The following is a 25,484-nucleotide window of genomic DNA, read 5'->3' as shown; positions in this document are numbered from 1 at the left end:
GACCGTGCCGGGTGATGGCTCTCGACGAGCCGGAATCCGGTTGGCCCACAGTCACGTCGGTGTACGTCGGGGAAGCGCCTCAAGGGGCGTGAGGGACGGCGCTGACTGCGGGAGTCCTGGCCTTACGTGAAAGGGATCAACCCTGTGACTGGCAGCTACGGGCGCGCTGACGCGGGTCTCGACGCTTCTCAGAGACCCACCGGCGGTTCGACAGCCCTGCTCGACCGGGTCGACAGCTCCGGCGATTTCGAGAACTACGAGTACTCGGCAGACCCACGAGTCACCCAGCACGATGTCCGTGCCGCGCTAGGCCCCGACGCCGACGCGCTCATGTCAGAGGCCGACGTCGACGTCGACGAACTGATCCGGCTCCTCAACGCCGAAACCACCATGCTTCCGCCGATCGTCATCCCTGACGAGGCGAGTGCCGACACCGTCGGCAAGACCGCGGCGGCCAAGTCGGACAGCAAGCCCGAAGACGGGCTCGCGACCGCCGTCAAGACCTGGAAGAAGCGCTTCCTCAAGGGCGCCGTCCTCGCGGTGATGATCACGCTGACCGGCGGTGGTGCCGCCGCGCTCGCGATGAACAAGAGCGTCACCCTCGACGTCGACGGCGAACGCCAGACGGTCCGCAGCTTCGGCGGCACGGTCGGCGAGGTGCTCGACGATGCCGGTATCCAGGTCGGCGCACACGACGCGCTTTCCCCGTCGCCGCAGGCATCCGTCGGCGACGGCGGCGTCATCAAGCTCGAACGCGGAAGGCAGCTCACCCTCGTCGTCGACGGCGAGCAGCGCGAGTCCTGGGTACGTGCGACCACCGTCGGTGAGGCGCTGACCCAGCTCGGACTCGACGACCTGAACAAGCAGGGCACCTGGTTCTCCGCGCCGGTCGGCAGCGAGGTTCCGCTCGACGGCATGACGCTTGAGGTCAAGACCCTCAAGAGCATCACGTTGTTCGACGGCGGCAACAAGCCGAAGGACCTGACCACGACGGCCGTCACCGCCGAGGAACTGCTCAAGGAGCTGAACCTCGACCTCGGCAAGGAAGACGTCATCAAGGGCGGTCTCGAATTCAAGCTTCTCGACGGCGCAGAGGTGCACATCAGCCGCACCGGCGTCTCGGTGATCAACGAGACCCAGGCGATCGACCCCGAGGTCAGGACGATCGACGACCCCGAGCTCGAACAGGGCAAGGAGATCGTCGAGGAGGAGGGAACGCCGGGCGAGAAGATCGTCACCCTCCGGATCACGAAGAAGAACGGCAAGGAGATCGACCGCGAGGAGCTGTCCACCAAGGTCGTCAAGAAGGCCAAGGACAAGGTCGTCAGGGTCGGCACGAAGCAGCCTCCGCAGCCGCAGATCAGTGACGGCGCCGTGTGGGACTCGCTCGCGCAGTGCGAGGCGACGGGCAACTGGTCCATCAACACCGGCAACGGCTACTACGGCGGCCTCCAGTTCAACAAGAGCACCTGGGACGCCTACGGCGGCGGCCAGTACGCCGCCTACCCGCACGAGGCTTCTCGCGAGCAGCAGATCGCCATCGCGACGAAGGTGCGCGACGACCGTGGCGGCTACGGCGCATGGCCGCACTGTTCCTCGAAGCTTGGCCTGCCGAAGTAACCCTTAGGCTGGGCCGGTGAACGCGACACCGGGCCTTCTCGGCCCAGCCGAGATCCGTGGACTGGCGACAGAGCTCGACGTCCGGCCGACCAAGAAGCTCGGCCAGAACTTCGTGCACGACGCCAACACCGTCAGGCGGATCGTGGATCTGGCGGAGGTCACCGAAGCCGACACCGTGCTCGAAGTGGGGCCGGGACTCGGTTCGCTGACTCTCGGCCTGCTTGCCACGGGCGCCGATGTGGTCGCGGTCGAGATCGATCCCGTGCTGGCTGCAAGGCTGCCCCGGACGGTGAAGGCGCACGCTCCCGCCTCGGCCGAGCGGTTGACGGTGCTCGAAGCCGACGCCCTTCGGATGCGCGCCGCCGACCTGCGAGCGGTTCCGCCGGGCAAGCTCGTCGCCAACCTCCCGTACAACGTCGCGGTTCCGGTCGTGCTGCACCTGCTGGCCGAACTGCCTTCACTGCGCGGTGGTCTCGTGATGGTGCAGACCGAGGTGGCCGACCGCATGGCGGCGGGGCCGGGAAGCAGGGTCTACGGCGTCCCGAGCGTCAAGCTCGCCTGGTACGGATCGGCGAAAAAGGTCGCCGCCGTGCCGAGGGCGGTGTTCTGGCCGGTGCCCAACGTCGATTCCGCGCTCGTGTCCTTCACGAGGGGAAGCTCGCCGGAAGGAGTCGAAAGGGACGCGGTGTTCCGGGTCGTCGACGCGGCGTTCTCGCAACGGCGCAAGACCCTGAGGGCAGCGCTGTCCGGCTGGGCGGGGTCCGCTGAGCGGGCCGGTGAACTGCTCGCCGCCGCTGGTGTCGATCCGAAGGCACGCGGGGAACAACTCGACGTCACCGACTTCGCCCGGATAGCGGCAGCATCGGCGGCGCGAGAAGAGTGATTCGTCGTGGCGCCGCGTGTCTGGCGGACGCCCGAACTGCGGCAAAGGTGTGATCTCCACCCACAGGCTTGCGTTGAGGTCACTTGTTCAGGTGTACTTTTGGGGCATCCATCCCGAGCGACTGAGAGACCTGGCTCGTCGAAGTCGCAGCAACCGCCCGTCCGGCGCCGATGGCGAAGGAACCGGGGTCAGGTGCTACCGCCAGGACCGATGGAGGACCCGTGTATCGCACGCAGTTGCTCACCCAGCGCAGAGTCGTTGATCAGGGCCGCCGCACGGTCAGTGCGTGTCGTCGCCACGCTGCCCTCGCCTGACTCCCAGCCCTTTTCAACCCACGCAGCACCGCCCGATGGGCGGCTTCTCGCTGTGCCATGAGCAGCCTTGGAGCGTTCGTGATCACCGTCGAAAACATCAGCAAATCGTTCGCAAGTACCGGCGCGCCCGTCGTGGCGCTGCGCGATGTGAGCCTCGCCGTCGGGGCGGGCTCGCTGTACGGCGTTGTCGGTTCGGCAAGCGCGGGTAAGTCCACCTTGGCGCGCTGCGTCGCCCTTCAGGAGCGTCCCGACCGCGGCGTGGTTCGGTACGACGGCCTCAACACGACCGCGCTCGAAGGCCGCAGGCTGCGTGACGCGCGTAGGCAGCTCGCGGTCGTCGATTCGCGGCTACAGCCGGAGCGCACCGTCGCGGGCAACGTCGCGGCGCCGCTCGAACGCACCGGTGTCGAGGGGCCGCAGCGGCGCAACAAGGTCGGTTCCCTGCTCGACCTCGTCGGGCTTTCCAAGAGGGCGGCCCAGTTGCCCGCCGAGCTGACCGAGGGACAGCGCCGCAGGGTCGCGATCGCGCGAGCGCTGGCCGTGCAGCCGTCCGTGCTGCTCGCCGACGACCCGACCCACGGGGTCGAGCCGGACGACGCCGGTTCCGTGCTGACCGTCCTCGACAGGGCAAGGGCGGAGCTCGGCGCGACGGTGTTGCTGACCACCCAGGACGCGGGCACGGCGAGGCGGATCTGCGACGAGGTCGCGCTGCTCGAACGGGGCGTCGTCGTGGAGAGCGGCAACGTGCTCGGCCTGCTCGGCAAGCCGGGAAGCAAGATCGCCGACGAACTGCTGCCGTCGGTTGAGACCTCGCGATCGGAAATGGGGCGGTACGACCGCACCGTCGACACCGTGCTGATCGGCTTCGCCGCCGTCGGTGCCCTGCTTCCCGAGGCGGCCGGCAGGTTCGACGTCGAGCTGGCCACGATCGGCGGCGGGCTGACGCGCTTCGGCGACACTCCGGTCGCCAGGTTCCGGCTCGGGGTTCGCGGTCAGCGTGCCGACGCCGCCCTCGCCTGGATCGCCGAACACGGCGCCTCCGTGAGCCACCCGCTCTACGGCCTGCACAACGTAGCCGCGTAACCGTTCGCCCCGGTGATTCACGTGAGCGGGGGAGCTTTGCTGCCGTAAAACGGCAGCAAAGCTCCCCCGCTTCCATTCCACCCCCGGTGTGGTGTCAGCGAGCCGCGGCGGGTTCGGGCTTCTCCCTTGTTCTCGGCTCCTCGGTGTTGTCCGGCTCCGGTCGCGCGGCAGGCGGCCGGTAGAGCAGTGCCGCGATGATGGCCCCGACGACGAGGACTCCCGCCGCCCATCCGCTCGCCGTCGCGTAGCCGTGCACCGTCGCGGCGGCCCCACCCGCGGCGACCGACGCGGTGGCACTCGCCGCGATGGTGTTCAGCGCCGCGGTGCCGATCGAGGCGCCGACCTGCTGCGACGTCGTGATGAACGCGGAGGCGACGCCGGAGTCGCGAGCCGCGACGCCCGCGGTCGCCGCGTTGATCGCGGCGGGCATGACCAGCCCGGCACCCGCGCCGAGCAGCAGTTCTGTCGGCAACAGCAGCGTCGCGTACCCGCTTTCCGGGGTGAGCTGGGTGAACAGCGCGAGCCCTGCCGCGAGCACGAGCAGCCCACCGGCCAGCATCGGCCTCGCGCCGTACTTCGGCATGAGTCGTCGCGTGATCTGCGTGGAGACGAGGATGTTGGCCCCGACGAACGGCAGGAACGCGAGTCCCGCCTCCAGTGGGCCGTACCGCATGATGCCCTGGAGCTGGAAGGTCAGGAACAGGAACATCCCGAACATGCCGAGGCCCGCGAAGCCGATCCCGAGAAACGCCGTCGCCCTCGCCCGCTCGGTGACGATGCCGAGCGGCAGCAACGGATTGGCCGCCTTCGCCTGCCGGAACACGAAGGCGCTGATCAACACGATCGCGAGGCCGAGCAGTCCGACCACGAGCGCGGAGCCGAACCCGTCCTCACCGGCCTCGGAAAGCGCGTACACGAGCGACACGATCGCGCCGCCGCCGAACACCGCGCTCAGCCAGTCGAGCGGTGTGTCGCGATGCCGCTCCACCTTCGGCAGTACGAAGGCACCGAGCACGGTGGCGACGATCGCGATGGGCAGGTTGATGTAGAGGCACCAGCGCCAGTCGAGGAATTCGGCGAGCGCGCCGCCCGCGACGAGGCCGATGGCCGCGCCGGACATCATGATCGCGCTGAAGATCCCGAACACCCTCGCCCGTTCCTTCGGCTCGGTGAAGGTGATCGTCAGCAGCGACATCGTCGACGGCGCGAGCAGCGCCGCGAAAACCCCTTGGCCCGCTCTTGCCGCGAGCAGCATGCCGGTATTGGACGCGGCACCCCCGATCGCGGACGCGATCGCGAACCCCAGTGCGCCGATCAGCAACGTGTTCTTGCGGCCCAGCCGGTCGGCGAGCCGTCCGCCGAGCAGCAGCAGGCCGCCGAACGCCACCGTGTACGCGGTGATCGCCCATTGCCGCGCCGAGTCCGACATGCCGAGTTCTTGCTGCGCCGAAGGCAGCGCGATGGTCATGATCGTGACGTCGATGATGACGAGGAGCTGCGCGAGTCCGATCACCGCGAGTACCCACCATCTGCGTCTCGCGGCGTTCTGCTCCGCGGACGGAGCGATCGTTGTCATGGTTTCCCCTTGTGAGACTGTGTTGAAGCCCGATTGGCCGGGTAAGCTCGGAACGCGAGGATTACTTACCGGCCGACTAGTTAGCCATCTAGGGGGCAACGTAAGCGATTGCTAGCCGGTCGTCAAGTAAGTTTGTGAGTGTTCTCAGGAGGGGCGAGCATGGTGGGGCGGCGCAGCGACACCAGGGAGCGCATCCAGCGGGTCGCGCTCGACCTGTTCGTCGAGCAGGGGTACGAAAAGACCTCACTGCGTGAGATCGCCGAGCGACTCGGCGTGACGAAGGCGGCGCTGTACTACCACTTCCGCACGAAGGACGACATCGTCCACAGCCTCATCGAAGATCTCGCGGAGTCCCTTGGCGAGCTCATCGAGTGGGCACGCTCGCAGGCCGATCTCGACCCGCTCGAACGCCGCGAGGAGATCCTGCGCCGGTTCTCGAAGCTGGTCACCGAGAGATTCGGCCCGGTAATGCAGTTCATCCAGCAGAACATGCCCGCGATGAAGGAACTCGGCCTCAAGCATGCATTCGGTGAAAAGCTCATCGAGCTGTTCGACCTCGTCACCGGTGGAACGCAGGACGCCGAAGCCGAGCTGAGGGCGAGGCTCGCGCTCGCCGCGCTGATGCTCGGCGCGAACCCGATGTTCGGCGCGGCCAAGGCGCCACCGCCGCCCGACGTCGCGCTGAGCGTCGCATTGGAGCTGGTCGCGCGTCGCGATTAGGGCAGCCAAGTAGTCTGGACAGGTGCTTGCCGTCGTACCGCCGCCCGTCACAGTGCGGGTGCCCGCCAAGATCAACCTGCACCTGTCGGTTGGTGATACGCGCGACGACGGATTCCACGAGCTGACAACGATCTTCCACGCTCTTTCGCTGAGCGACGAGGTGACCATCGCGGCGACGGAAGAGCCGGGCATCGAGGTCCACGGCGAAGGCGCGAAGTCGGTTCCGACGGGCGAGGACAATCTCGCGTGGAGGGCGATGAAGGCACTCGCCTCCTATGCGGGCAAGTCCGAGGAAGACACCAGGGTCCGGCTGGTGCTGCGCAAGGGCATTCCCGTCGCGGGCGGGCTCGCCGGTGGAAGTGCCGACGCGGCGGCGACGCTCGTCGGGTTGAGTGCACTGTGGAAACTGGAGATCAGCCGCGACGAACTCGCCCGCATCGCGGCGAGCATCGGCAGTGACGTGCCGTTCGCGCTCTACGGCGGCACCGCGCTCGGTACGGGCAGGGGAGAGCAGCTCGTTCCCGTGTTGTCGCGGCCCGTCTTCCACTGGGTGCTCGCTTTCGACGAGCGGGGGCTCTCGACCCCGAAGGTCTACGGCGAACTCGACCGGCTCAGGGCCGACGGCGATCCGCCCCGCGTCGGTTCGCACGCTCCCGTGGTCGAGGCGCTCGCCTCTGGCGACCCACGGCAACTCGCACTGCTGCTCGGCAACGATCTACAGGCGGCCGCGGTGTCGCTGCGGCCTGGACTGCGCCGAACGCTGAGGGCCGGTGTCAACGCCGGTGCCCTCGCTGGCACGGTCTCCGGTTCGGGGCCGACGTGCGCTTTCCTGTGCGAAGGCGCGGAATCGGCACTGGAGGTCGCCGCGGAACTCGCCGGCGCGGGCGTGTGCCGGACCGTGCGAGTGGCACACGGTCCCGTGCCCGGCGCGAAAGTCGTCGGCGGCGAGGACGCCAACCGGCCGACGCCACCACCACAAGTGCACGCCTGACATCGGCGAGAAGGGTTATCTGTCGGATGGCCAACCTGGTCAACCTCGAATCCGCGAGCAAGTCCTACGGCGAGCGCATGCTGCTCGACAACGTGTCGCTCGGCGTCGGTGCCGGTGAGCGCATCGGCGTCGTCGGGCTCAACGGCGGCGGCAAGACGACGTTGCTCGAAGTGCTCGCCGGAATCACCGCCCCCGATTCGGGCAGGGTCAGCAGGGTTCGCGATCTCCGGATGCGCGTCGTCACCCAGCGCACCACCTTGCCTGAGGGAAGTTCGGTGCGCGATGTCGTGCTCGCCGACTACGCCGCCGAGCACGAGTGGGCAGCCGACGCGCGTATTCGATCCATTGTGGATGGACTGGGAATCGCGGCCATCGGACTGGAGACGCCGACGGCCAACCTCTCCGGAGGTGAGCGGCGCAGGGTCGCGCTCGCCGCGGCGCTCGTCGCCGAACTCGACCTCGTCGTCCTCGACGAACCGACCAACCACCTCGACATCGAAGGGGTCCGCTGGCTGGCCGAACACCTGCTTGCCCGCAGGATCGCGCTCGTCGTCGTCACCCACGACCGCTGGTTTCTCGACACCGTGTGCGGCAGGACGTGGGAAGTGGTCGGCGGCAAGGTCGAACAGTACGAGGGCGGCTACGCGGACTGGGTTTTCGCGAGGGCCGAACGAGCCCGCCTCGCGGCGACGGCCGAGGAGAAGCGGCGCAACCTCGCCCGCAAGGAACTGGCCTGGTTGCAACGCGGCGCGAAAGCACGCACATCGAAGCCCAGGTACCGCGTCGAGGCCGCCGAAGCGCTCATCTCCGACGTGCCGCAGCCGAGGGATTCCGTGGAATTGCTCGCCTTCGCCAAACGAAGGCTCGGCAAGACCGTGCTCGAACTCGAAGACGTGCTGCTTTCGGTCGGCGACCGCATGCTGCTCGACGACATCACCTGGCGAATAGGGCCCGGCGACCGCATCGGTCTCGTCGGGGTCAACGGTTCCGGAAAGACCACTCTGCTGCGGTTGCTCGCCGGGGAATCGCGACCGGAAAAGGGAAAGCGGATCGAGGGCAAGACGGTCCGGCTCGCCCATCTGCACCAGGAACTCGACGACCTTCCCGGCGACCTGCGGGTGCTCCAGGCCGTCGAGGCCGTGGCGAGCAGGGTCAGTCTCGGCAAGGACGAACTCACCGCGTCCCAGCTCGCCGAAAAGCTCGGTTTCCCGCCCGCGCGGCAGTGGACGCCCGTCGAGGACCTTTCCGGCGGCGAGCGGCGCAGGCTCCAGCTCGTGCGGTTGCTGATGGCCGAACCGAACGTACTGCTGCTCGACGAGCCGACCAACGACCTCGACATCGACACTCTCCAGCAATTGGAAGACCTGCTCGACTCGTGGCCGGGGACGATGGTGGTCGTCTCCCACGACCGTTACCTCGTGGAGCGGGTCTGCGACACGGTGGTCGCGTTGTTCGGCGACGGGACCATTAGCCAGCTGCCAGGCGGCATCGACGAGTACCTTCGCAAGCGGGACCAGCAGATCGGTGCTCGTGTTTCGACGGCACAGCGCGCACCCGTCGTTTCCGCTGACGCCAAGCCCACCGCGGCTCAGTGGCGGGCGGCGACGAAGGAGCTGGCGAAGCTCGAACGCAAGCTCGACACCGTGCACAAGCGGGAGGCGAGTCTGCACGACGCCCTGCTCGCGGCGGCGACGGAACCCGCGAGGCTCATGGAGCTCAACACCGAACTGAAGACGTTGCTGGCCGAGAAGGACGAGCTTGAGCAGCAGTGGCTGGAGACCTCGGAGGCCATGGAGTGACAGCCGCGCGGCCACGTCCGGTAGTGCTCGAATCGCCGGTGGTGCACCGGATATAGGGTGCTGTCCATGAGTCGGTTCGTGGACACGATGGTCGCCACCGCAACGGCGAGCGGGCAACAACGCGGCATGGTGACGGGAGAACCGGCCGAGCCGGTGCGCCGCACCTGGGGCGAGGTGCACGAACGGGCGCTGCGCGTCGCGGGCGGCCTCGTCGAGGGTGGTCTCGAACCGGGTGCCGCCGTCGCGGTGCTTGCCGGTGCTCCTGAACTGATCGCGCCGACCGTGCAGGGGATCTGGCTCGCGGGAGGCAGCGTCACGATGCTGCATCAGCCCACCCAGCGAACCGACCTCGCGCAGTGGGCCGGCGACACGATCAGGGTGCTGGAGATGATCGGCTCCCGGCTCGTCGTTCTCGGCGAACCGTTCGATCAGCTCGCGCCAGTACTCGACGAGAACGGCATCGCGTACCGCAGGATCGAGGATCTGCTCACCGCGCAAGCGCTTGCGGAGCCGGTGCGGGTCGGTGAGGACGAGCTGGCTCTCTTGCAGCTCACGAGCGGGTCGACCGCCGACCCGAAGGCTGTGCGCATCACGCATGGCAACCTGTTCTCCAACACCAGCGCCATGGTGCAGCGGGCGGAACTCGACTTCGAGAACGACGTCATGGTGTCGTGGTTGCCGACCTTCCACGACATGGGCATGGTCGGATTTCTCACCCTGCCGATGACCTTCGGCGTCGAGCTGGTGAAGATCACGCCGGTCGAATTCCTCACCGGTCCGCTCAGGTGGCCCGAGCTGATCAGCAAGTACGGCGGTTCCGTCACCGCCGCGCCGAACTTCGCGTACGCCATCGTCGGCAAGCGGCTCGCGCGCGTCGACGACGACACTGCCTACGACCTTTCCCGCATGCGGATCGCGCTCAACGGCGCCGAACCCATCGACGCCACGGCGGTCAGGACCTTCACCGACGCGGGAGCGCGGTTCGGGATGCCTGCCGAGTGTGTCTTCCCGGCCTATGGGCTCGCCGAGGCGACGCTGGCCGTCTCGTTCGCCCCGTTGTTCACCGGATTGACCGTCGACGTCATCGAGGCGACCGCGCTCGAAGCCGAGAACAGGGCCGTTCCCGTTCCCGCCGACGACCCCCGTCGCGGCACCGACGACGTGCGCGGGTTCGCCGTACTCGGTCGTCCGCTGGACGGGCTGGAAGCGCGGATCGTCGACGAGCACGGCGCCGTGCTCGGCCAACGCGAGGTCGGGGAGATCAACCTGCGTGGCGAAGCCGTATCACCCGGATACCTGACCATGGATGGCCCCGCCGCGACGCAGGACGCCGAAGGCTGGTTCGCCACGGGCGACCTCGGCTATCTGATCGGCGAGCAGATCGTCATCTGCGGGCGCAGCAAAGACGTGATCATCCTCGGCGGGCGCAACGTCTACCCGACGGACATCGAGCGGGCCGCGGCCTCCGTCGAAGGGGTCAGGGCAGGCAACGCCGTCGCCGTGCGCATCGACGCGGGGACGCGGCGGGAACGCTTCGCCGTCGTGCTCGAATCCAAACTGGCCGGTGACGCCGCCACGGAGCGAGCGCTGGCCTCCGAAGTGACGGCGAGGGTGAGGGACGCGGTGGACGCCAGGCCGTATGCCGTCGTCGTGCTTCCGGCGGGGAGCCTGCCGAAGACGCCTTCCGGCAAGGTCAAGCGTGCGGCGACCGCCATCCAGTTCAGGGAACAGATCGACGCGAACGCCTGAGTCCGGGCGGGACGGGGCTTGCTTGCGGGTGAGGCGGTTTGGGCGCGAGCGCGGATCTCGCTCACGTGGGCGGGGATCTCGTGGTCCTGGGTGCGGATCTCGGCGACCTGAGTGCGGAACTCGACGGCCTGGGCGGGGGACTCGCGCGTGGGCGGGGGACTCGCGGACGTCGGGTCAGCGGCGCCACGGGGGCCACGGGAAGCGGCGCGCGTGGGTGTGTTCCAGCGCGGGCGCGATGTAGGGACCCGTCGGCGTCGTACCCGTTCTCGCGGCGAGCGTTGTCTCGACCGCGCGCAGGAACGTGTCGACCTCGGCCTGGTCGTATCCGCCTCTCCTGCCGAGCGGCGAGAGGTTGAACACGACGTTGTGCACCTCGGTGGGCGTCACGTTGTCCTCGCCGTCGAGCGTCGCGGCCACCCGGTCGAGAAAAGCGTCCACCTGCATCTCGCTGTAACCACGAGTGCCGAAGGGCGCTTCCGGAAACCGGATGCCGCGCACGTCCTCGGACGTGATGCTCATCCAGCGTCCCGCACGGGTTCGGCCGAGGACTCCGGTGACCGGTCCCTTGCCGCTGGCACCCGGTAGGCATGAGGCCGCAAACCGGCCTCGTCGATCATCATTTCCTCGATTTGGTCGAGAAAGTCGTCGACCTCGCGCTCGTCGTAGCCGCGCCTGCCGATCAACGGCCGTCCGAACTGGACGTGGTGCACCTCTGCCGCGGAAACGTCGTCCTCTTTGGAGAGAGTCTTGGCTATGCGCACCATGAAGTCGTCAACCTCGTGCTTCGCGTAGCCACGGCGACCGACGGGCGCATTGCTGAACTCGACGTTGCGGACATCCTCAGCGGTGAGCGACATATGTCCGTCCTAGCCGCAGCGAAAGGCAGCCGGAAGTACCGCAAAGCCTCGTGAACGCGAACAGGTGTGGAAATGAACGCCATAGAGTGATGAAAGCCGCCCGAATGGCGGCGGATCCTAGTGCTTGTGTCTCCGCCGCGCCGGATGGCGGTGGAGCCGGTTACCCCGCGCGCGGATCAGCCCGCGTGGTAGGTGTTCTGGGCCGAGGTCAGTCCTTTGCCGAGCAATTCCTCGACGGCGTCGGCGCAGCGGTCGATATTGAGCGCGAGTTCTTTCCGCTCGACCGTGCCGAAATCCTTCAGCACGTAGTCGGCGGGATCCATCCGGCCTGGCGGCCTGCCCACCCCGAAGCGGACCCGGTAGTAATCCTTGGTGCCAAGGGATTTGGTGATCGACCGCAGTCCATTGTGGCCGTTGTCGCCGCCGCCGAACTTGAGCTTCAGTGCACCGAAGTCGACATCCAGTTCGTCGTGGACGACGACGATGGCGCTCGGGTCCACTTTGTAGAACCGAGCGGTTCCCGCTACGGGGCCGCCGGAGAGATTCATGAACGACCGCGGTTTCGCCAGCACGGTCTTGCGGCCCGCGACGCGGCCTTCGAGAACGTCGGCACCGCCCTTGTGCCCCTTGAACTTGCCGCCGATCCTGGCGGCGAGTTCGTCGAGCACGAGAAAGCCGACGTTGTGCCGGTTGCCCGAGTAGCGGGGCCCCGGATTGCCGAGGCCGACGAGCAGTACCTGCTCGCCGGCCCCCGGCAGATCGTGCTCCACAGGCAAAGTCGCTTACCCGGCTTCCTCGGAATCCGGCTTGTCCTCGACGACACCAGCACCCTCGGCGTCGACATCGGCCTCCATGGCCGCCTCGGTCGGCGCCTCGTTGACGGCGACCACCAGGTACTCGGGGTCGGTCACGAGCGTCGCTCCCGCGGGCAGCGCGACCTGCGAGGCCAGCACCTGGACACCCGCCTCGACGCCTTCGATCGACACCTCGACCTGCTCGGGGATGTGCATCGCGTCGACCTCGATCTGGAGCGTGTCGAGGTCCTGGTTGACGAGCGTGCCGGGGCTCGACGTACCGGTCAGCACGACCGGGATGTCGACGGTGACCTTTTCGCCCCGGTGCACGACGAGCAGGTCGACGTGCTCGATGTAGTTCTTGAGCGGGTGGACCGTGACGGTCTTGGTGAGGGCCAGCTCAGTGGCCTTCTCCGCCTTCTCGGCCGCGCCGCTGACGTCGAGGGTCAACACGGCGTTCTGGCCGTTCTCCCTGATCACGCGGGCGAAGTCGATGGCGGGCAGCGCCAGGTGGCGGGGATCGACGCCGTGGCCGTACAGCACAGCAGGGATCTTGCCTGCGCGACGGGTACGGCGCGCTGCACCTTTGCCGAACTCGGTGCGTGGTTCGACCGTCAGACGTACCTCGGACACGGGGATGCACTCCTTGTGATGGGTTCAGCGTGCGTTGTCTGTGGCTGTCGGACGGCGAGTTCCACTACGCGCGCATACGGGTGGCTCACTCAAGCCGCCGCGTCGATCACGTCGGACACCGGTGTTCCCGGAGTCCACCTCGCCGAGACAACCCACATAGCTTAATCGAGGCGTTTTCGCAGTTTTACCGGGGTCGTGCCGAGCCGCTGTTCACCGTCCCGCGAGCGCGCGCACGACGGGCGCGAAGTCCTCCATCGCGGAGTCGAAAACCGTGAAGGAGGACAGGCCGCACTCGGCGCGCAGTGCCTCCAGCCGATCGACGATTTCGGACACGGTTCCGCCGAGAAGCTGCGGTGCCGTGGCGAACTGTTCGTCGGTGAAGCCGGTCAGCGAAAGGGGTCCGCGCCATTCCGCGATCGCGGACCGTGTGCTCTCGGCGAGCCGTACGTCCTGCACCAGCATGTTCGCTTCGACGGTGCGTCCTTCGTGCTCTTTCGCGGCCGACGTGACACGCGTGATCGCGCGCGTGAGTTCCTCCGGCGGGACGAGGGTGAAGGTGCCGGGAGGCCGTCCCGCGATCTGCGTGGCTCCCGAGAACGCGATGACGTCGGCTTTTCTCGCCGCGAGCGCGAGCACCGCCTCGCTGTTGCCGCCGATGGTGAGTCCTGGCGGCTCGGGAAGGTCGGCGGCGAGCAGGTCGCGTAACTCGTCGATCGTGCGCTCCAGCCTGGCAATCCGCTCGGCAGCGGGCTGCCACGGCAGTCCCGCCTTGTCGAATTCCGCTTTCATGTGGCCCGCGCCGATACCGATGTCGAGGCGGTGGCCGGTCAGTTCGCTGGTGGTGACGATGTCCCTCGCGAGCAGAGCCGGATTGTAGAAGGCGGCATTCAGAACAAAAGGAACGAGCCTCGGGTGGTCAGTGACCGCCCCGGCAACGGCGAGAGCGGGAAATGGGGCGGGGGCGCCGAGGTGATCGGGGACGGCGATCTCGGCGTAGCCAAGTTCCTCCGCCCTGCGGCACGCGGCGATCCAGTGCTGCCGGTCGCCGGTCGAACGGAAACTCACACCGAATCGGAACGCGCCCATGGCAGCACGTTACTGATCGTCTCGCCGGTGCGTCAGCATCGTTCGCGGGCGGCGAACCGCTCCGCCGCCCGCGAACGACGAGCCGGTCAGGCGCTGCCGTCGAAGAGGCTCGTCACCGAGCCGTCCTCGAAGACCTCCTGGATGGCGCGGGCGAGCAACGGCGCGATGGAGAGCACGGTCAACCCCGCGAAGCGCTTCTCCTCGGGGATGGGCAGCGTGTTGGTGACGATGACCTCGCGCGCCTTGCAGTTGGCCAGCCGCTCCGTGGCGGGGTCGGAGAGGATGCCGTGGGTCGAGGCGATGACCACGTCGGCCGCGCCCTCGTTCAGCAATGCCTCCGTCGCCTTCACGATCGTGCCGCCGGTGTCGATCATGTCGTCGATCAGCACGCACAACCTGCCTCGGACCTGGCCGACGACCCGGTTGGCCACCGCCTGGTTCGGGGTGTCGGGGTCACGCGTCTTGTGGATGAACGCGATCGGCCGGTCGCCGAGCTGCTGGGCCCACTTCTCGGCAAGCCGCACCCTGCCGGAGTCCGGGGAAACGACCGTGATGTCCGATTCGCCGTAGGTGTCCCTGATGTGGTCGGCGAGAACGGTCTGCGCCAGCAGGTGGTCGACGGGGCCGTCGAAGAAACCCTGTATCTGCGCGGTGTGCAGGTCGACCGACATGATGCGGTCCGCGCCCGCCGTCTTGAAGAGGTCGGCGATGAGCCGAGCAGAGATCGGTTCGCGGCCCTTGTGCTTTTTGTCCTGCCTGCCGTAGGGGTAGAACGGCATGATCACGGTGATGCGCTTGGCACTTGCCCTCTTGAGCGCGTCGACCATGATGAGCTGCTCCATGACCCACTCGTTGAGTGGCGGCGGGTAGCTCTGGATGACGAACGCGTCGGTACCCCTCACCGATTCCTGGAATCGCACGAAGATCTCGCCATTGGCGAAGTTGTGCACAGTCTGCGGGGTGATCGTCACGTTGAGGTGTTTGGCCACCTCCTCGGCAAGCTCCACGTGTGAACGGCCGGAGAAGAGCATCAAGTTCTTCTTCGGCGTGCCGGACTTCGGGCTCATTCTGGCGACTCCCCGTCGATATCGTTCTCTTGCCGTGCGGCGAGTGCACGCTGTGCTGCCTCCGCCGCTGGGGTACCCGGCCTTCGCCGGGGTACCCAGCCTTCGATATTCCGTTGTGGTCCCCCCGAAACCGCCAACGCACCTGGCGGCACGGCGCGGCGAATCACCGCGCCGGCGCCACTGTACGCGCCGTCCCCCACTTCGACGGGAGCCACGAAAGTGTTGTCCGACCCCGTTCTGACATGTGAGCCGATCGTGGTGTGGTGCTTGTTCACGCCGTCGTAGTTGACGAAGACGCTGGACGCTCCGATGTTGCTCTGCTCGCCGATCGTCGCATCGCCGACGTAAGTCAGGTGTGGGACTTTGCTGCCCTCACCGATGTCGGCGTTCTTGGTTTCGACGAACGTGCCGATCTTGCCTCGCGTGCGCAGCCGCGTTCCCGGCCGCAGATAGGCGAACGGGCCGACGCTGGCGCCATCGCCGATCACCGAATCGCTGCCGTGTGTGCGTACGACGCTGGCGCCCTCGCCGACCGCGACGTCGGTCAGCGTCGAATCGGGACCGATCCGCGCGCCTTCCGCGACGGTCGTGCCGCCGTGAAGCTGCACGCCAGGGGCGAGGACCACGTCGCGCGCGAGCGCCACTCCCGCGTCGATCCACGTGCTGGCCGGATCCCGCACGGTGACTCCGGCGAGCTGCCACTTCCGCACGATGCGCCGGTTCAGCTCCGCCTCGGCCGCGGAAAGCTGGACCCGGTCGTTGACGCCCTCCGTGAGCCACGGATCGTCGACGACGAGCGCGCCGACGTGTTTGCCGTCGCCCCTCGCGATGCCGAGTACGTCCGTGAGGTACAGCTCGCCCTGGGCGTTGTCGGTCGACAACCGCGCGAGACCGTCGGAAAGCACGGCGGCGTCGAACGCGTAAACCCCGGAGTTGATCTCGGTGATGGCGCGCTGTTGCTCGGTGGCGTCCTTGTGCTCGACGATCCCGAGCACCTCGCCGTCACCCGCGCGGAGGATGCGGCCATAGCCCGTGGGGTCGGTGACCCGCGACGTGAGCACGGTGACCGCGTTCTCGCTGTCGGCGTGCTCACTCAGCAACGCCGACAGCGTCTCTGTGTCCAGCAGCGGCACGTCGCCGTAGGTCACGAGCACGGTGCCGGAAACAGCGGAAGGCAGCGCCGAAAGCGCGCAGGAAACGGCATGTCCCGTCCCGTTCTGTTCCTCCTGCACCGCCGTCTCGACGGGGCGGCCGAGCGTCGTGCTCAGCGCGCCGAGGTGGTCACCCACCGCGTCCCTGCCGTGCCCCACGACGACGACGAGACGTTCGGGGGAAAGTCCTGCCGCGGCACGCACGGCGTGCTCGACCAACGGCCTTCCCGCGACGGGATGCAGAACTTTCGGGGTGTGGGAACGCATGCGGGTGCCCTCACCCGCGGCCAAAATCACAGTGCTCAGCGGACCGCTCACGGCACTCCTCACTTCACCGGGGTCCTTACCGGGCAACGATCCTACGTCGGCTCCTCCGGTTCGAACGTGGGGTCGCTTACCGCGGATTCTCCCTGCTCGGCGCCGATCTCGACGCCCTCGCCCTGCTCGCCGACCGGAGGGGGACAGGTGGCGATGCGATTTCCGCCGCCCCGCTTGGCCTGGTACATGGCCGCGTCGGCGCGGGAAAGCACTTCCTCTGCCCTTTCCTGCGCGCGCAGGGACACGAGGCCGATCGACAGCGTCACACCGTGTGAGAGGTGATGGGGAAGCGAGGCGACGGATTTCACGGACCGGTTCAGCGCCTGGGTCGCCGCCGAAAGCGGGGCACCCGGCAGCAACACGATGAACTCGTCGCCCCCGTAGCGGGCGACGATGTCGTCGCCGCGAAGCGCGTCCCTCAGCGTGCTCGCAACGACCCTGAGTACGTCGTCACCCTCCGCGTGCGAGTGCTGGTCGTTGACGTCCTTGAAGCCGTCGAGGTCGACAAGGGCGACGGCGAGCGGCTGGGCCATCGCCGTCGCGGCAAGCGTGCGGAGCCGTTCGTCGAGTGCCCTCCGGTTGGGCAGACCGGTCAGCGGGTCCTGTAGCGCCTGTTGGGTGACGGCGCCGTGCTCCGCGGAAAGCCGCTCGTGCTCACGCCGGGTGTTCAGGGTGGCGATCTGGGACTCCCTGAGTGACCACAGTTCGGCTTCCAGCGTCGCCGCGTAGTCGGCGAGCGGGCTCGCCGGTTTTCTCTCCGCCGGAGGCTCCGCGTCGACGACGCTCGCCGTGGCCATGGTCTCGCGGCCCCTCGCGCCGTCGGCGAGCCTCGCCAGCTCTCTGACGAGGTTGAGCCGCATCGAGGGCTGCGAGTTGTCCTCCGACTGGGTGTGCAGGACGTTGAGCAGTACGTCGACCGCGTCCTCCTCGCGGTCCTCGCCGTCGAGGCAGCGAGCCAGCGCGATGGAGACGAGGATGTTCTCGTGCGGGTAGCCCTGAGCCCCGTGCAGCGAGCGGAGCCGGTCGATGTGCGCCGTACTCGGCGCGGCGAAGGCGAGCGCGGCGGCGAGAACGCCGACCTGGTCGACGGCGGGCGTGCCGGCCGCGCGCGGGAACAGCGATTCGGCGAAAGGGGCCTCGACCGCGATGGCCATCGAGGCCGCCGTGCGGAACTTCTCGGCCGCGTCGTCGTAGCGGCCGACGCGTTCGAGCCGCAGACCCCAGCCGAGCAGCATTTTCACCCTGTTCATGAGCTGCAAGGTGATCTCGTGAGGACCCGCGCTGTCCCTGATGGCCTGGTGAGCCCTCGCGATGACCTCTTCCGCCGCCTCGTAGACGCCGAGCTGGTTCAGCACGATCCAGCAGTCGTTGAGCGCCGAGGAGAGCAACCGGTCCCACGCGCGCCTGCCGAGCTGGATGTCCGGGTCGGGAGCGTCGTCGAGGATGGCGAGCGCTCTGGCGATCTCGGTCAGCGCGGCGTCTTCCTGGAGGGAAAGGACGAGCAGGCGGCCTCTCAGCGCGTGCGCGTTGGCCCTGAGCAGGGCGAGCCCGTGCCGTTTGGTGTGGGCGAGCATTTCGTCGAGAAGCTGCTCGGCTTCGTCGACCATTCCCCTCGTGACGAGCCTCGCGAGCGCGGAGGCGCGAAGGAGCTGAGCCACGAGTATCGGCTCGCCTCTTCGCTGGGTTTCCTCAAGCAGGCCGTCGAGGGTGTCGATGACCTTGAGCTGTTCGGCGTGATCGGAACGCTGGACCGCCGCGATGAGCTCGCGAGCGCGACCCAACAACCAGGCGTCGGACATGTCACCCAACGCCGGGCGGTTGGAATCCTCCACGTCCGGACCCTCGCTGTGCAGCCGCCTCACACCCCTACTGGCTTACCCAGTTTTCCACTGCTCCGCCGCCAGGACTCGAACCTGAACTGTCAGAACCAAAATCTGAAGTGCTGCCAATTACACTACGGCGGATTGCGCCTGGTCAGGATAGCCACCTTCGGATGGGCTCGAATGCCGGGGTTGGCTGTCGCGATTTCGGCTCTCCCGAGGTGCGCGGACCTCCTGTACCGTAACTTACGGCAACGTAGGTAAGGCGACCCTATTCAGGGCGGCTGGTGGAAAGAAGTGAGCGTATGACGGCGACCCTTGAAGAACCCCCTGCGCCGGCAGCGAAAGGCCCGAAACCGATCCTCGACGGCAAGCGCGGTCCCGGCGTCCAGTTCGCGGTCTACTTCGGTGTAATCGCCCCGCTGCTGGCGCTGCTCGTCGCGGTGCCCTTCGCGTGGGGCTGGGGTCTGACCTGGGTTGATGTTGCCCTTTTTGTCGCTTTCTATGCGATCTCCGGGCTGGGGATCACGGTGTCGTTCCACCGCTACTTCACGCACGGCTCCTTCAAGGCGAAACCGTGGCTCCGGGTCGCCATGGCCATCGCGGGCAGTATGGCCGTGCAGGGGCCGGTCATCACCTGGGTTGCCGACCACCGCAGGCACCACGCCTTCTCGGACAGGGAGGGCGACCCGCACTCGCCGTGGCTGTTCGGCACATCGCCGCTCGCGATCGCCAAGGGCTTCTGGCACGCGCACATGGGCTGGCTGTTCGAGCGGGACAAGAGCAACGTCGAGCGGTTCGCGCCCGACCTGCTCAAGGACAAGGCGCTCGTGAAGGTCGACCAGTTGTTCTGGCTGTGGACCCTGCTCTCGCTCGTGCTTCCCGGCATCATCGGCGGGCTCGTCACCTGGTCGCTGTGGGGCGGCGTCACCGCGTTCTTCTGGGCGGGCCTCGTCAGGGTCTGCGTGCTGCACCACGTCACCTGGTCGGTCAACTCGATCTGCCACATGATCGGCGAGCGCCCCTTCGGTGCTCGTGACCGGTCAGCCAACTTCTGGCCGCTCGCGATCTTCTCGTTCGGAGAGTCGTGGCACAACCTGCATCACGCCGACCCGACCTCGGCGCGGCACGGCGTGAAGCGAGGACAGATCGACATCTCGGCGAGGGTCATCTGGCTGTTCGAGAAGTTCGGCTGGGCCTACAACGTGCGCTGGCCGACTCCGACCAGGCTCGCCAAGCTCTCCGTCGAAGCCAAGTAGGCACGCGCGACCGAGCCGGTAGTCTGCCCTGGTGGCGGGTAGACGGCGGGCCAAAAGGGACACGGCTACCGGGGCGCGTCCGAACGCCCCGGTAGCTCGCGTGCGCATGACGGGAACCGAGCGAAGGCAACAACTCCTCAACGTGGCGAGGGAGTTGTTCGCCGAAAAGGGTTTCGACGGAGCGTCGATCGAGGAGATCGCGCACCGGGCGAACGTGTCGAAACCGGTGGTCTACGAACACTTCGGCGGCAAGGAAGGCATCTACGCCGTCGTCGTCGACAGGGAAACCCAGCTTCTTCTCGACCGCATGGTGTCCACTTTGCACGGTGGGCATCCGAGGGCGATGCTCGAACAGGCCGCCGTCGCGTTGCTGAGCTACGTCGAGGAATCCCGCGACGGCTTCCGGATCCTGGTGAGGGATTCGCCGGTCGCCAGCTCCACCGGTACGTTCTCCACCCTGCTCAACGACATCGCGAGCCAGGTGGAGCACATCCTGGGCAAGGAGTTCTCCGCTCGCGGCTACGACGAGAAACTGACCGCGCTGTACGCGCAGGCGCTCGTCGGCATGGTCGCGCTCACCGGCCAGTGGTGGCTCGACGCCCGCAAGCCCAAGCGCGACGAGGTCGCGGCCCACCTCGTCAACCTGGCCTGGAACGGCCTTTCCCATCTGGAACACAAACCCAAGTTGCGACTCAACTAGGGGTTACGCGCAGCAGCTTGTCGTTCGGGCCGTCCGATGTCGTCACGTACAACGCGCCGTCCGGACCGCCGCGCACGCCACGCAATCGCCCGTACGCGTCGTTGAGTTCGTCGGGAAGCGCGATGTCGGTCACCGCCGTCCCCTGCTCGTCCAACTGGAAGAGCAGGACCTTCTGGCCGCGCAGCGCCATGACGGCGAGCCGTCCGTTCAGTTCGCCCCACTGCTCCCCTTCGAGGAAAGCCGCGCCGGAAGGCGCCTCCGTCGAGGTTTCCCCCGATGTCCACAGTGGAGGAATGGCGTCGGGGAAGCGTTCCCTGTCCGTCATGGGGACGTCCTCGTCGTAGAAGTCGACCGTTCCACCCTGTGAGGGATCCCAGCCGTAGTTGGCGCCGGGTTCGATCCGGTTCAGTTCGTCGAATCCGGTCGGCCCGTGTTCCGTCGTGAACACCGTCCCCGTTCCCGGTTGCACGGCGACACCCTGGACGTTGCGGTGCCCGAAGCTGTACACCCTGCGTTCGTTGGCATCGGAGGAGTCGGCGAACGGGTTGTCGGGGAGTCCCTCACCCGTGTGCGGATCGATTCGAAGCACCTTGCCGCCGAGGCTGTGCCGGTCCTGCGGAATGGTCGGATCGGCAGCCGCGTCACCGGTGCCGACCAACAGCGCTCCATCGGCCGCGAAGGTCGGCCTGCAACCGGAATGCCGTCCGCTGTCGTTGACGGGAAGCCCGGTGAGCAGTTCGCGCACCTTGCTCGCCGCCCGCCCGTCCTCGGAAAGCTCCCAGGTGACCAGCCGCACGTCGACCGCGCGGCCACCTTCCTGGTGGGTCTGGCACGTCGTGAACTCGCGCGAGCCCTCGAAGTCGGGGTGCACGGCAAGGCCCATCAGCCCGCCCTCACCACGTACGTGCACGTCGGAGAGGTCGGCCGCCACGTCGGACACCGCGCCGTTCGCGTCGGCGATCTTGAGTCGCGCGGGCCGTTCGGTGATCAATATCCGATCGCCGGGAAGAAAACCGATATCCCAGCCGTGTTCGAGACCGGTCACGACTTCGTCGACCCGCAAAGCCACCGAGGAGGAGCGGCTCGTCTCCGCTGCCGGGTCTGACGACTCCGCCGAGGCGGGGGCTGAGGCCGGCTCGTTCGTGCAGGCCACCGCGACACCGGCGAGCAGGGCCAACCCGGCGATCCCGAACTTTCGCACTCGCATCAGGACAGTGTGCCCGGTCGAGGGCTCTCGCGGTGGTCGGCGCGGCGGCTGCGTACCCTGGAAGGGGAGTGCTCCTGCGCGTCTCGTCCCAGGCAGGGGTCTGTCCTCATGTGAGGGGTCACCTTGAGCGAAGCCGTACTGGGCGGGTTGCTGTCCGCCGTCCTTCCCGATCCGGCGCTGCGTGGCGTCGTCGAACGCGCGGGTGCGCCGCTGCTCGACGCTGACGGCGCACCGGCGACCCGCCAGCTCGTCATCGCCGCGCTCGCCTCCGAAAAGGGCGCGAACCGGCCGGTGCTCGCGATCACCGCGACTGGCCGCGAAGCCGACGAGCTGACCAGAGCGCTCGGCAGCCTGCTCGGCCCCGACCTCGTCGCCGACTTCCCCTCGTGGGAGACCCTTCCCCACGAACGGCTCTCGCCCAGAGCCGACACCGTCGGCAAACGGCTCGCCGTGCTGCACCGGCTCGCCACACCGGGACACGGCGGGCTCAAGGTCGTCGTCGCCACCGTCCGCAGCCTTATCCAGCCGATGGCACCAGGGCTCGGCGGCCTCACGCCCGTCGACCTCAAGGTCGGAGAGGAAAGCGAATTCGAAGCCGTTCTCGACCGGCTCGTCGAACTCGCCTACACCAGGGTCGACATGGTCGAGAAGCGCGGTGAGTTCGCCGTGCGCGGCGGCATACTCGACATCTTCGCGCCCACCGACGAGCACCCGCACCGGATCGAATTCTGGGGCGACGAGGTCAGCGAGATCCGCGCGTTCGCCGTGTCCGACCAGCGTTCCCTTCCCGGTGAGATCGCGGAGATCATCGCAACACCATGCAGGGAACTGCTGCTCACCGAGGACGTCAAGGCGAGGGCAGCGAAGCTGGCCGAGCAGCACGCCGCCGACGCGCACCTCGCGGAAATGCTCACCAAACTCTCCGACGGCATCCCGTGCGAGGGCATGGAAGCGCTCATCCCCGTGCTGTGCGAGGGAGAGCTCGAACTGCTCACCGACGCGATGCCCGAGGGCGCCCACGTCCTGCTCGCCGACCCCGAGAAGATCCGGTCGAGGGCTGCTGACCTGGTGCGGACGGGGCAGGAGTTCCTTGAGGCTTCGTGGCTGACGGCGGCAGGAGCCGACACTCCCGTCGCGGGGACCAAGGCCCCCATCGACCTCGGTGCCTCGGCCTACCGAGGACTGACCGAGGTGCGGACGCACGCGGGTGAGACGAACCGGCCATGGTGGACGCTCAGCCAGCTGACCAGCGAAGACGACGTCTACCACGTTTCCATCGACGCCGCGCCCGGCTACCGGGGCGAGATGGAGCGGGTCGGCACCGACCTCAGGGCGCACACGGCGGCTGGAGGAGCGGCAGTTGTCGTCGTCGCCGGAGCGGGAACAGCCAAGCGCGCCGTCGAACAGCTCTCCGCGAGCGACGTACCGGCGGTCCTCGCGGCCGACGGACTGACCGAAGCACCCAAACCCGGCGTCGTCACGGTCACCTGTGGTGGCATCAGTGACGGTTTCGTCGCGCCCGCCTCCGCTCTCGTCGTACTCAGCGAAGCCGACATCACCGGTCGCGGTGCCACCACGACGAGGTCGTCACACGATCTCAACACCAAGATGCCGTCGCGGCGGCGCAACGCGGTCGACCCGCTCGCGCTCAAATCCGGCGACTACGTCGTGCACGACCAGCACGGCATCGGCAAGTTCGTCGAGATGGTGCAGCGCACCGTCGGCGGAGCAACGCGCGAATACCTCTTGCTGGAGTACGCGCCGTCGAAGCGAGGACATCCGGGCGACCGGCTGTTCGTACCGACCGACCAGCTCGACGAGGTGTCGCGCTATGTCGGTGGTGAACTGCCGACCCTGAACAAGCTCGGCGGCTCCGACTGGAAGAACACGAAAGCCAAGGCGCGCAAGGCAGTCAAGGAGATCGCGGCAGAACTCGTTCAGCTATACGCGGCCAGGCAGGCCGCGCCCGGACACCCGTTCGGTCCCGACACCCCGTGGCAGCGGGAACTCGAAGACGCCTTCCCCTTCGTCGAGACTCCCGATCAGCTCGCCGCCATCGACGAGGTCAAGACCGACATGGAACGCGGCGTCCCTATGGACAGGGTCATCTGCGGCGACGTCGGATACGGCAAGACCGAGATCGCCGTTCGCGCCGCCTTCAAAGCCGTCCAGGACGGGATGCAGGTCGTCATCCTCGTTCCGACGACGCTGCTTGCCCAGCAACACCTGAACACGTTCTCCGAACGTATGCGGTCCTTCCCCGTGACCATCAAGGGAATGTCGCGGTTCACCGACGCGCACGAGGCCGAGCAGACGCTCGCCGGGCTCGCCGACGGTTCCGTCGACATCGTCATCGGCACCCACCGGTTGTTGCAGACCGGCGTGCGCTACAAGGATCTCGGGCTCGTCATCGTCGACGAGGAACAGCGATTCGGCGTGGAGCACAAGGAACACATCAAGGCACTGCGAACCCACGTCGACGTGCTGACGATGTCGGCGACCCCCATCCCGAGGACGCTTGAAATGAGCATGGCCGGGATCAGGGAGATGTCGACGATCCTGACGCCGCCCGAGGACAGGCACCCGATCCTCACCTACGTCGGTGGCTACGACGACAAGCAGGTCGGTGCCGCGATCCGGCGTGAACTGCTGCGCGAAGGACAGGTTTTCTACGTGCACAACCGCGTCTCCTCGATCGAGAAGGCGGCGAAACGGTTGCGAGAACTGGTGCCCGAGGCGAGGGTCGTCACCGCGCACGGGCAGATGAACGAACACCGGCTCGAACAGATCATCCAGGGCTTCTGGGAGAACGAATTCGACGTGCTCGTGTGCACGACCATCGTCGAGACAGGGCTGGACATCTCGAACGCCAACACGTTGATCGTCGAACGCGGTGACATGCTTGGACTCGCGCAGCTTCACCAGTTGCGCGGCAGGGTCGGGCGAGGCCGTGAACGGGGTTACGCGTACTTCCTCTATCCGCCGGAATCGCCGCTCACAGAGACCGCGCACGACCGGCTGGCGACCATCGCGCAGAACACCGAACTCGGCGCTGGCATGGCCGTGGCGATGAAGGACCTGGAAATTCGCGGTGCGGGCAACATCCTCGGCGCCGAGCAGTCGGGACACATCGCCGGCGTCGGATTCGACCTGTACGTGCGGTTGGTCGGCGAGGCCGTCGACGTCTTCCGCAAGCACGCGGGCGCGGGGCCTGCCGAGGAGGACGGCCCGCCGACCGAGGTCAGGGTCGACCTGCCCATCGACGCGCACATCCCGCACGACTACGTGCCTGGCGAGCGGCTGCGGCTTGAGGCGTATCGCAAGATCGCTGCGGCGCCGGACAAGGCTGGGCTCGATGCCGTACTCGACGAACTCGTCGACAGGTACGGGCAACCGCCGTCGCCGGTGCGAAGGCTGCTCGCCGTCGCGGCGTTCCGGCAGGCGTGCAGGGTGGCAGGCGTGACGGAGGTGACCGTGCAGGGCAACTCGATCAGGTTCGCGCCGATGCCGCTCGCCGACTCGCAGTTGGTGCGGTTGAAGCGGTTGTACCCCAAGGCGGTTTTCAAGGCGGTCACCAGCACGGTGTCGGTGCCGAAGCCGACGGAAGGGCCTGCCGGTGGCCGGATCGGTGCCCCGCCGCTTCGCGACGAGGCGCTGCTCGAATGGTGTGCGGCGTTGTTGACGGCGCTGACCAAGCAACCGGCCCCTGCCGGGGCCTAGCCCAGCCCCGGCCCGGGCCGGGCCCGCTCGGGCGCGAGTCCCCCGTCCAGGACGTCGAGTTCTGCACTCGCGCTGTCGAGATCCGCGCTCGTGCAGGCGAGATCCGCGCCCAGGCTGCCGAGATGCGCATTCAGCTG

At 67.6% G+C, this 25,484-nt stretch carries 20 protein-coding genes, 1 tRNA gene and 1 riboswitch; of the genes, 10 read left to right on the top strand and 11 right to left on the bottom strand.

Features of this window, described 5'->3' with window-relative positions:
• Positions 1-216 precede the first annotated feature (216 nt).
• The 3 genes from BAY61_RS27220 to BAY61_RS27210 all read left to right on the top strand — a co-directional run bounded on the left by BAY61_RS27220 (position 217) and on the right by BAY61_RS27210 (position 3,900).
• Positions 217-1,620, top strand: coding sequence for a resuscitation-promoting factor (locus tag BAY61_RS27220; protein WP_245866295.1), 1,404 nt, complete (start codon positions 217-219; stop codon positions 1,618-1,620).
• A gap of 16 nt (positions 1,621-1,636) precedes the next feature.
• Entirely contained in the window at positions 1,637-2,503 is an 867-nt protein-coding gene (rsmA, locus tag BAY61_RS27215) for a 16S rRNA (adenine(1518)-N(6)/adenine(1519)-N(6))-dimethyltransferase RsmA (protein ID WP_091809072.1), read from the top strand.
• 105 nt (positions 2,504-2,608) lie between these two features.
• Positions 2,609-2,720, top strand: a riboswitch (SAM riboswitch).
• A 175-nt stretch (positions 2,721-2,895) separates the two neighbouring features.
• Positions 2,896-3,900, top strand: coding sequence for a methionine ABC transporter ATP-binding protein (locus BAY61_RS27210; RefSeq protein WP_091809443.1), 1,005 nt, complete (start codon positions 2,896-2,898; stop codon positions 3,898-3,900).
• Positions 3,901-3,994: 94 nt separating this feature from the next.
• On the opposite strand, the gene BAY61_RS27205 is transcribed toward BAY61_RS27210, so the two are convergent.
• Positions 3,995-5,476, bottom strand: coding sequence for an MFS transporter (locus BAY61_RS27205; protein WP_091809074.1), 1,482 nt, complete (start codon positions 5,474-5,476; stop codon positions 3,995-3,997).
• A gap of 159 nt (positions 5,477-5,635) precedes the next feature.
• Between BAY61_RS27205 and BAY61_RS27200 the strand changes: the two genes are divergently transcribed.
• From BAY61_RS27200 to BAY61_RS27185, 4 genes are all read left to right on the top strand, one after another.
• Positions 5,636-6,196 (top strand): TetR/AcrR family transcriptional regulator, encoded by a 561-nt coding sequence (locus BAY61_RS27200; RefSeq protein WP_091809076.1) that lies wholly within the window; start codon positions 5,636-5,638, stop codon positions 6,194-6,196.
• A gap of 22 nt (positions 6,197-6,218) precedes the next feature.
• Positions 6,219-7,187 (top strand): 4-(cytidine 5'-diphospho)-2-C-methyl-D-erythritol kinase, encoded by a 969-nt coding sequence (locus tag BAY61_RS27195; protein WP_091809077.1) that lies wholly within the window; start codon positions 6,219-6,221, stop codon positions 7,185-7,187.
• Positions 7,188-7,213: 26 nt separating this feature from the next.
• On the top strand, positions 7,214-8,986 hold the full coding sequence (locus tag BAY61_RS27190) for an ABC-F family ATP-binding cassette domain-containing protein (protein ID WP_091809079.1): 1,773 nt from the start codon (positions 7,214-7,216) through the stop codon (positions 8,984-8,986).
• Between the two features lie 66 nt (positions 8,987-9,052).
• The gene (locus tag BAY61_RS27185; protein ID WP_091809445.1) at positions 9,053-10,735 is read left to right on the top strand and encodes a fatty acyl-AMP ligase; all 1,683 of its coding nucleotides are present in this window, start codon (positions 9,053-9,055) and stop codon (positions 10,733-10,735) included.
• A 174-nt stretch (positions 10,736-10,909) separates the two neighbouring features.
• Here BAY61_RS27185 and BAY61_RS27180 read toward each other — a convergent pair whose 3' ends face one another.
• The 9 genes from BAY61_RS27180 to BAY61_RS27140 form a co-directional block, all read right to left on the bottom strand.
• Entirely contained in the window at positions 10,910-11,254 is a 345-nt protein-coding gene (locus BAY61_RS27180) for a DivIVA domain-containing protein (protein ID WP_091809081.1), read from the bottom strand.
• Complete coding sequence (locus tag BAY61_RS27175; protein WP_091809083.1) at positions 11,251-11,592, bottom strand: DivIVA domain-containing protein; 342 nt, start codon at positions 11,590-11,592, stop codon at positions 11,251-11,253. The genes BAY61_RS27180 and BAY61_RS27175 overlap by 4 nt, the downstream gene beginning before the upstream one ends.
• Positions 11,593-11,768: 176 nt before the next feature.
• The gene (pth, locus tag BAY61_RS27170) at positions 11,769-12,362 is read right to left on the bottom strand and encodes an aminoacyl-tRNA hydrolase (protein ID WP_091809085.1); all 594 of its coding nucleotides are present in this window, start codon (positions 12,360-12,362) and stop codon (positions 11,769-11,771) included.
• A 12-nt stretch (positions 12,363-12,374) separates the two neighbouring features.
• Positions 12,375-13,019: a 50S ribosomal protein L25/general stress protein Ctc gene (locus BAY61_RS27165; RefSeq protein WP_091809087.1), complete on the bottom strand. Its 645-nt coding sequence runs from the start codon at positions 13,017-13,019 to the stop codon at positions 12,375-12,377.
• 210 nt (positions 13,020-13,229) lie between these two features.
• On the bottom strand, positions 13,230-14,105 hold the full coding sequence (locus BAY61_RS27160; RefSeq protein WP_091809089.1) for a TIGR03621 family F420-dependent LLM class oxidoreductase: 876 nt from the start codon (positions 14,103-14,105) through the stop codon (positions 13,230-13,232).
• A gap of 86 nt (positions 14,106-14,191) precedes the next feature.
• Entirely contained in the window at positions 14,192-15,172 is a 981-nt protein-coding gene (locus BAY61_RS27155) for a ribose-phosphate diphosphokinase (protein ID WP_091809091.1), read from the bottom strand.
• Entirely contained in the window at positions 15,169-16,641 is a 1,473-nt protein-coding gene (gene glmU / locus BAY61_RS27150) for a bifunctional UDP-N-acetylglucosamine diphosphorylase/glucosamine-1-phosphate N-acetyltransferase GlmU (RefSeq protein WP_091809093.1), read from the bottom strand. The genes BAY61_RS27155 and glmU overlap by 4 nt, the downstream gene beginning before the upstream one ends.
• 41 nt (positions 16,642-16,682) lie before the next feature.
• Positions 16,683-18,440: a GGDEF domain-containing protein gene (locus BAY61_RS27145; RefSeq protein WP_091809446.1), complete on the bottom strand. Its 1,758-nt coding sequence runs from the start codon at positions 18,438-18,440 to the stop codon at positions 16,683-16,685.
• Between the two features lie 93 nt (positions 18,441-18,533).
• A tRNA-Gln gene (locus BAY61_RS27140) sits at positions 18,534-18,605 on the bottom strand.
• A gap of 161 nt (positions 18,606-18,766) precedes the next feature.
• Between BAY61_RS27140 and BAY61_RS27135 the strand changes: the two genes are divergently transcribed.
• The gene (locus BAY61_RS27135; RefSeq protein ID WP_091809095.1) at positions 18,767-19,720 is read left to right on the top strand and encodes an acyl-CoA desaturase; all 954 of its coding nucleotides are present in this window, start codon (positions 18,767-18,769) and stop codon (positions 19,718-19,720) included.
• A 106-nt stretch (positions 19,721-19,826) separates the two neighbouring features.
• Positions 19,827-20,420 (top strand): TetR/AcrR family transcriptional regulator, encoded by a 594-nt coding sequence (locus BAY61_RS27130; protein ID WP_091809097.1) that lies wholly within the window; start codon positions 19,827-19,829, stop codon positions 20,418-20,420.
• Here BAY61_RS27130 and BAY61_RS27125 read toward each other — a convergent pair.
• Complete coding sequence (locus BAY61_RS27125) at positions 20,413-21,627, bottom strand: PQQ-dependent sugar dehydrogenase (protein WP_176879849.1); 1,215 nt, start codon at positions 21,625-21,627, stop codon at positions 20,413-20,415. The genes BAY61_RS27130 and BAY61_RS27125 overlap by 8 nt on opposite strands.
• Before the next feature lie 138 nt (positions 21,628-21,765).
• Between BAY61_RS27125 and mfd the strand changes: the two genes are divergently transcribed.
• A complete protein-coding gene (gene mfd / locus BAY61_RS27120) occupies positions 21,766-25,347 on the top strand; it encodes a transcription-repair coupling factor (RefSeq protein ID WP_091809450.1) in 3,582 nt (1,193 codons plus the stop codon).
• Positions 25,348-25,484 lie beyond the last annotated feature (137 nt).

Source organism: Prauserella marina (assembly GCF_002240355.1).
GTDB lineage: Bacteria > Actinomycetota > Actinomycetes > Mycobacteriales > Pseudonocardiaceae > Prauserella_A > Prauserella_A marina.
This window is presented reverse-complemented; position numbering and strand designations above follow the sequence as displayed.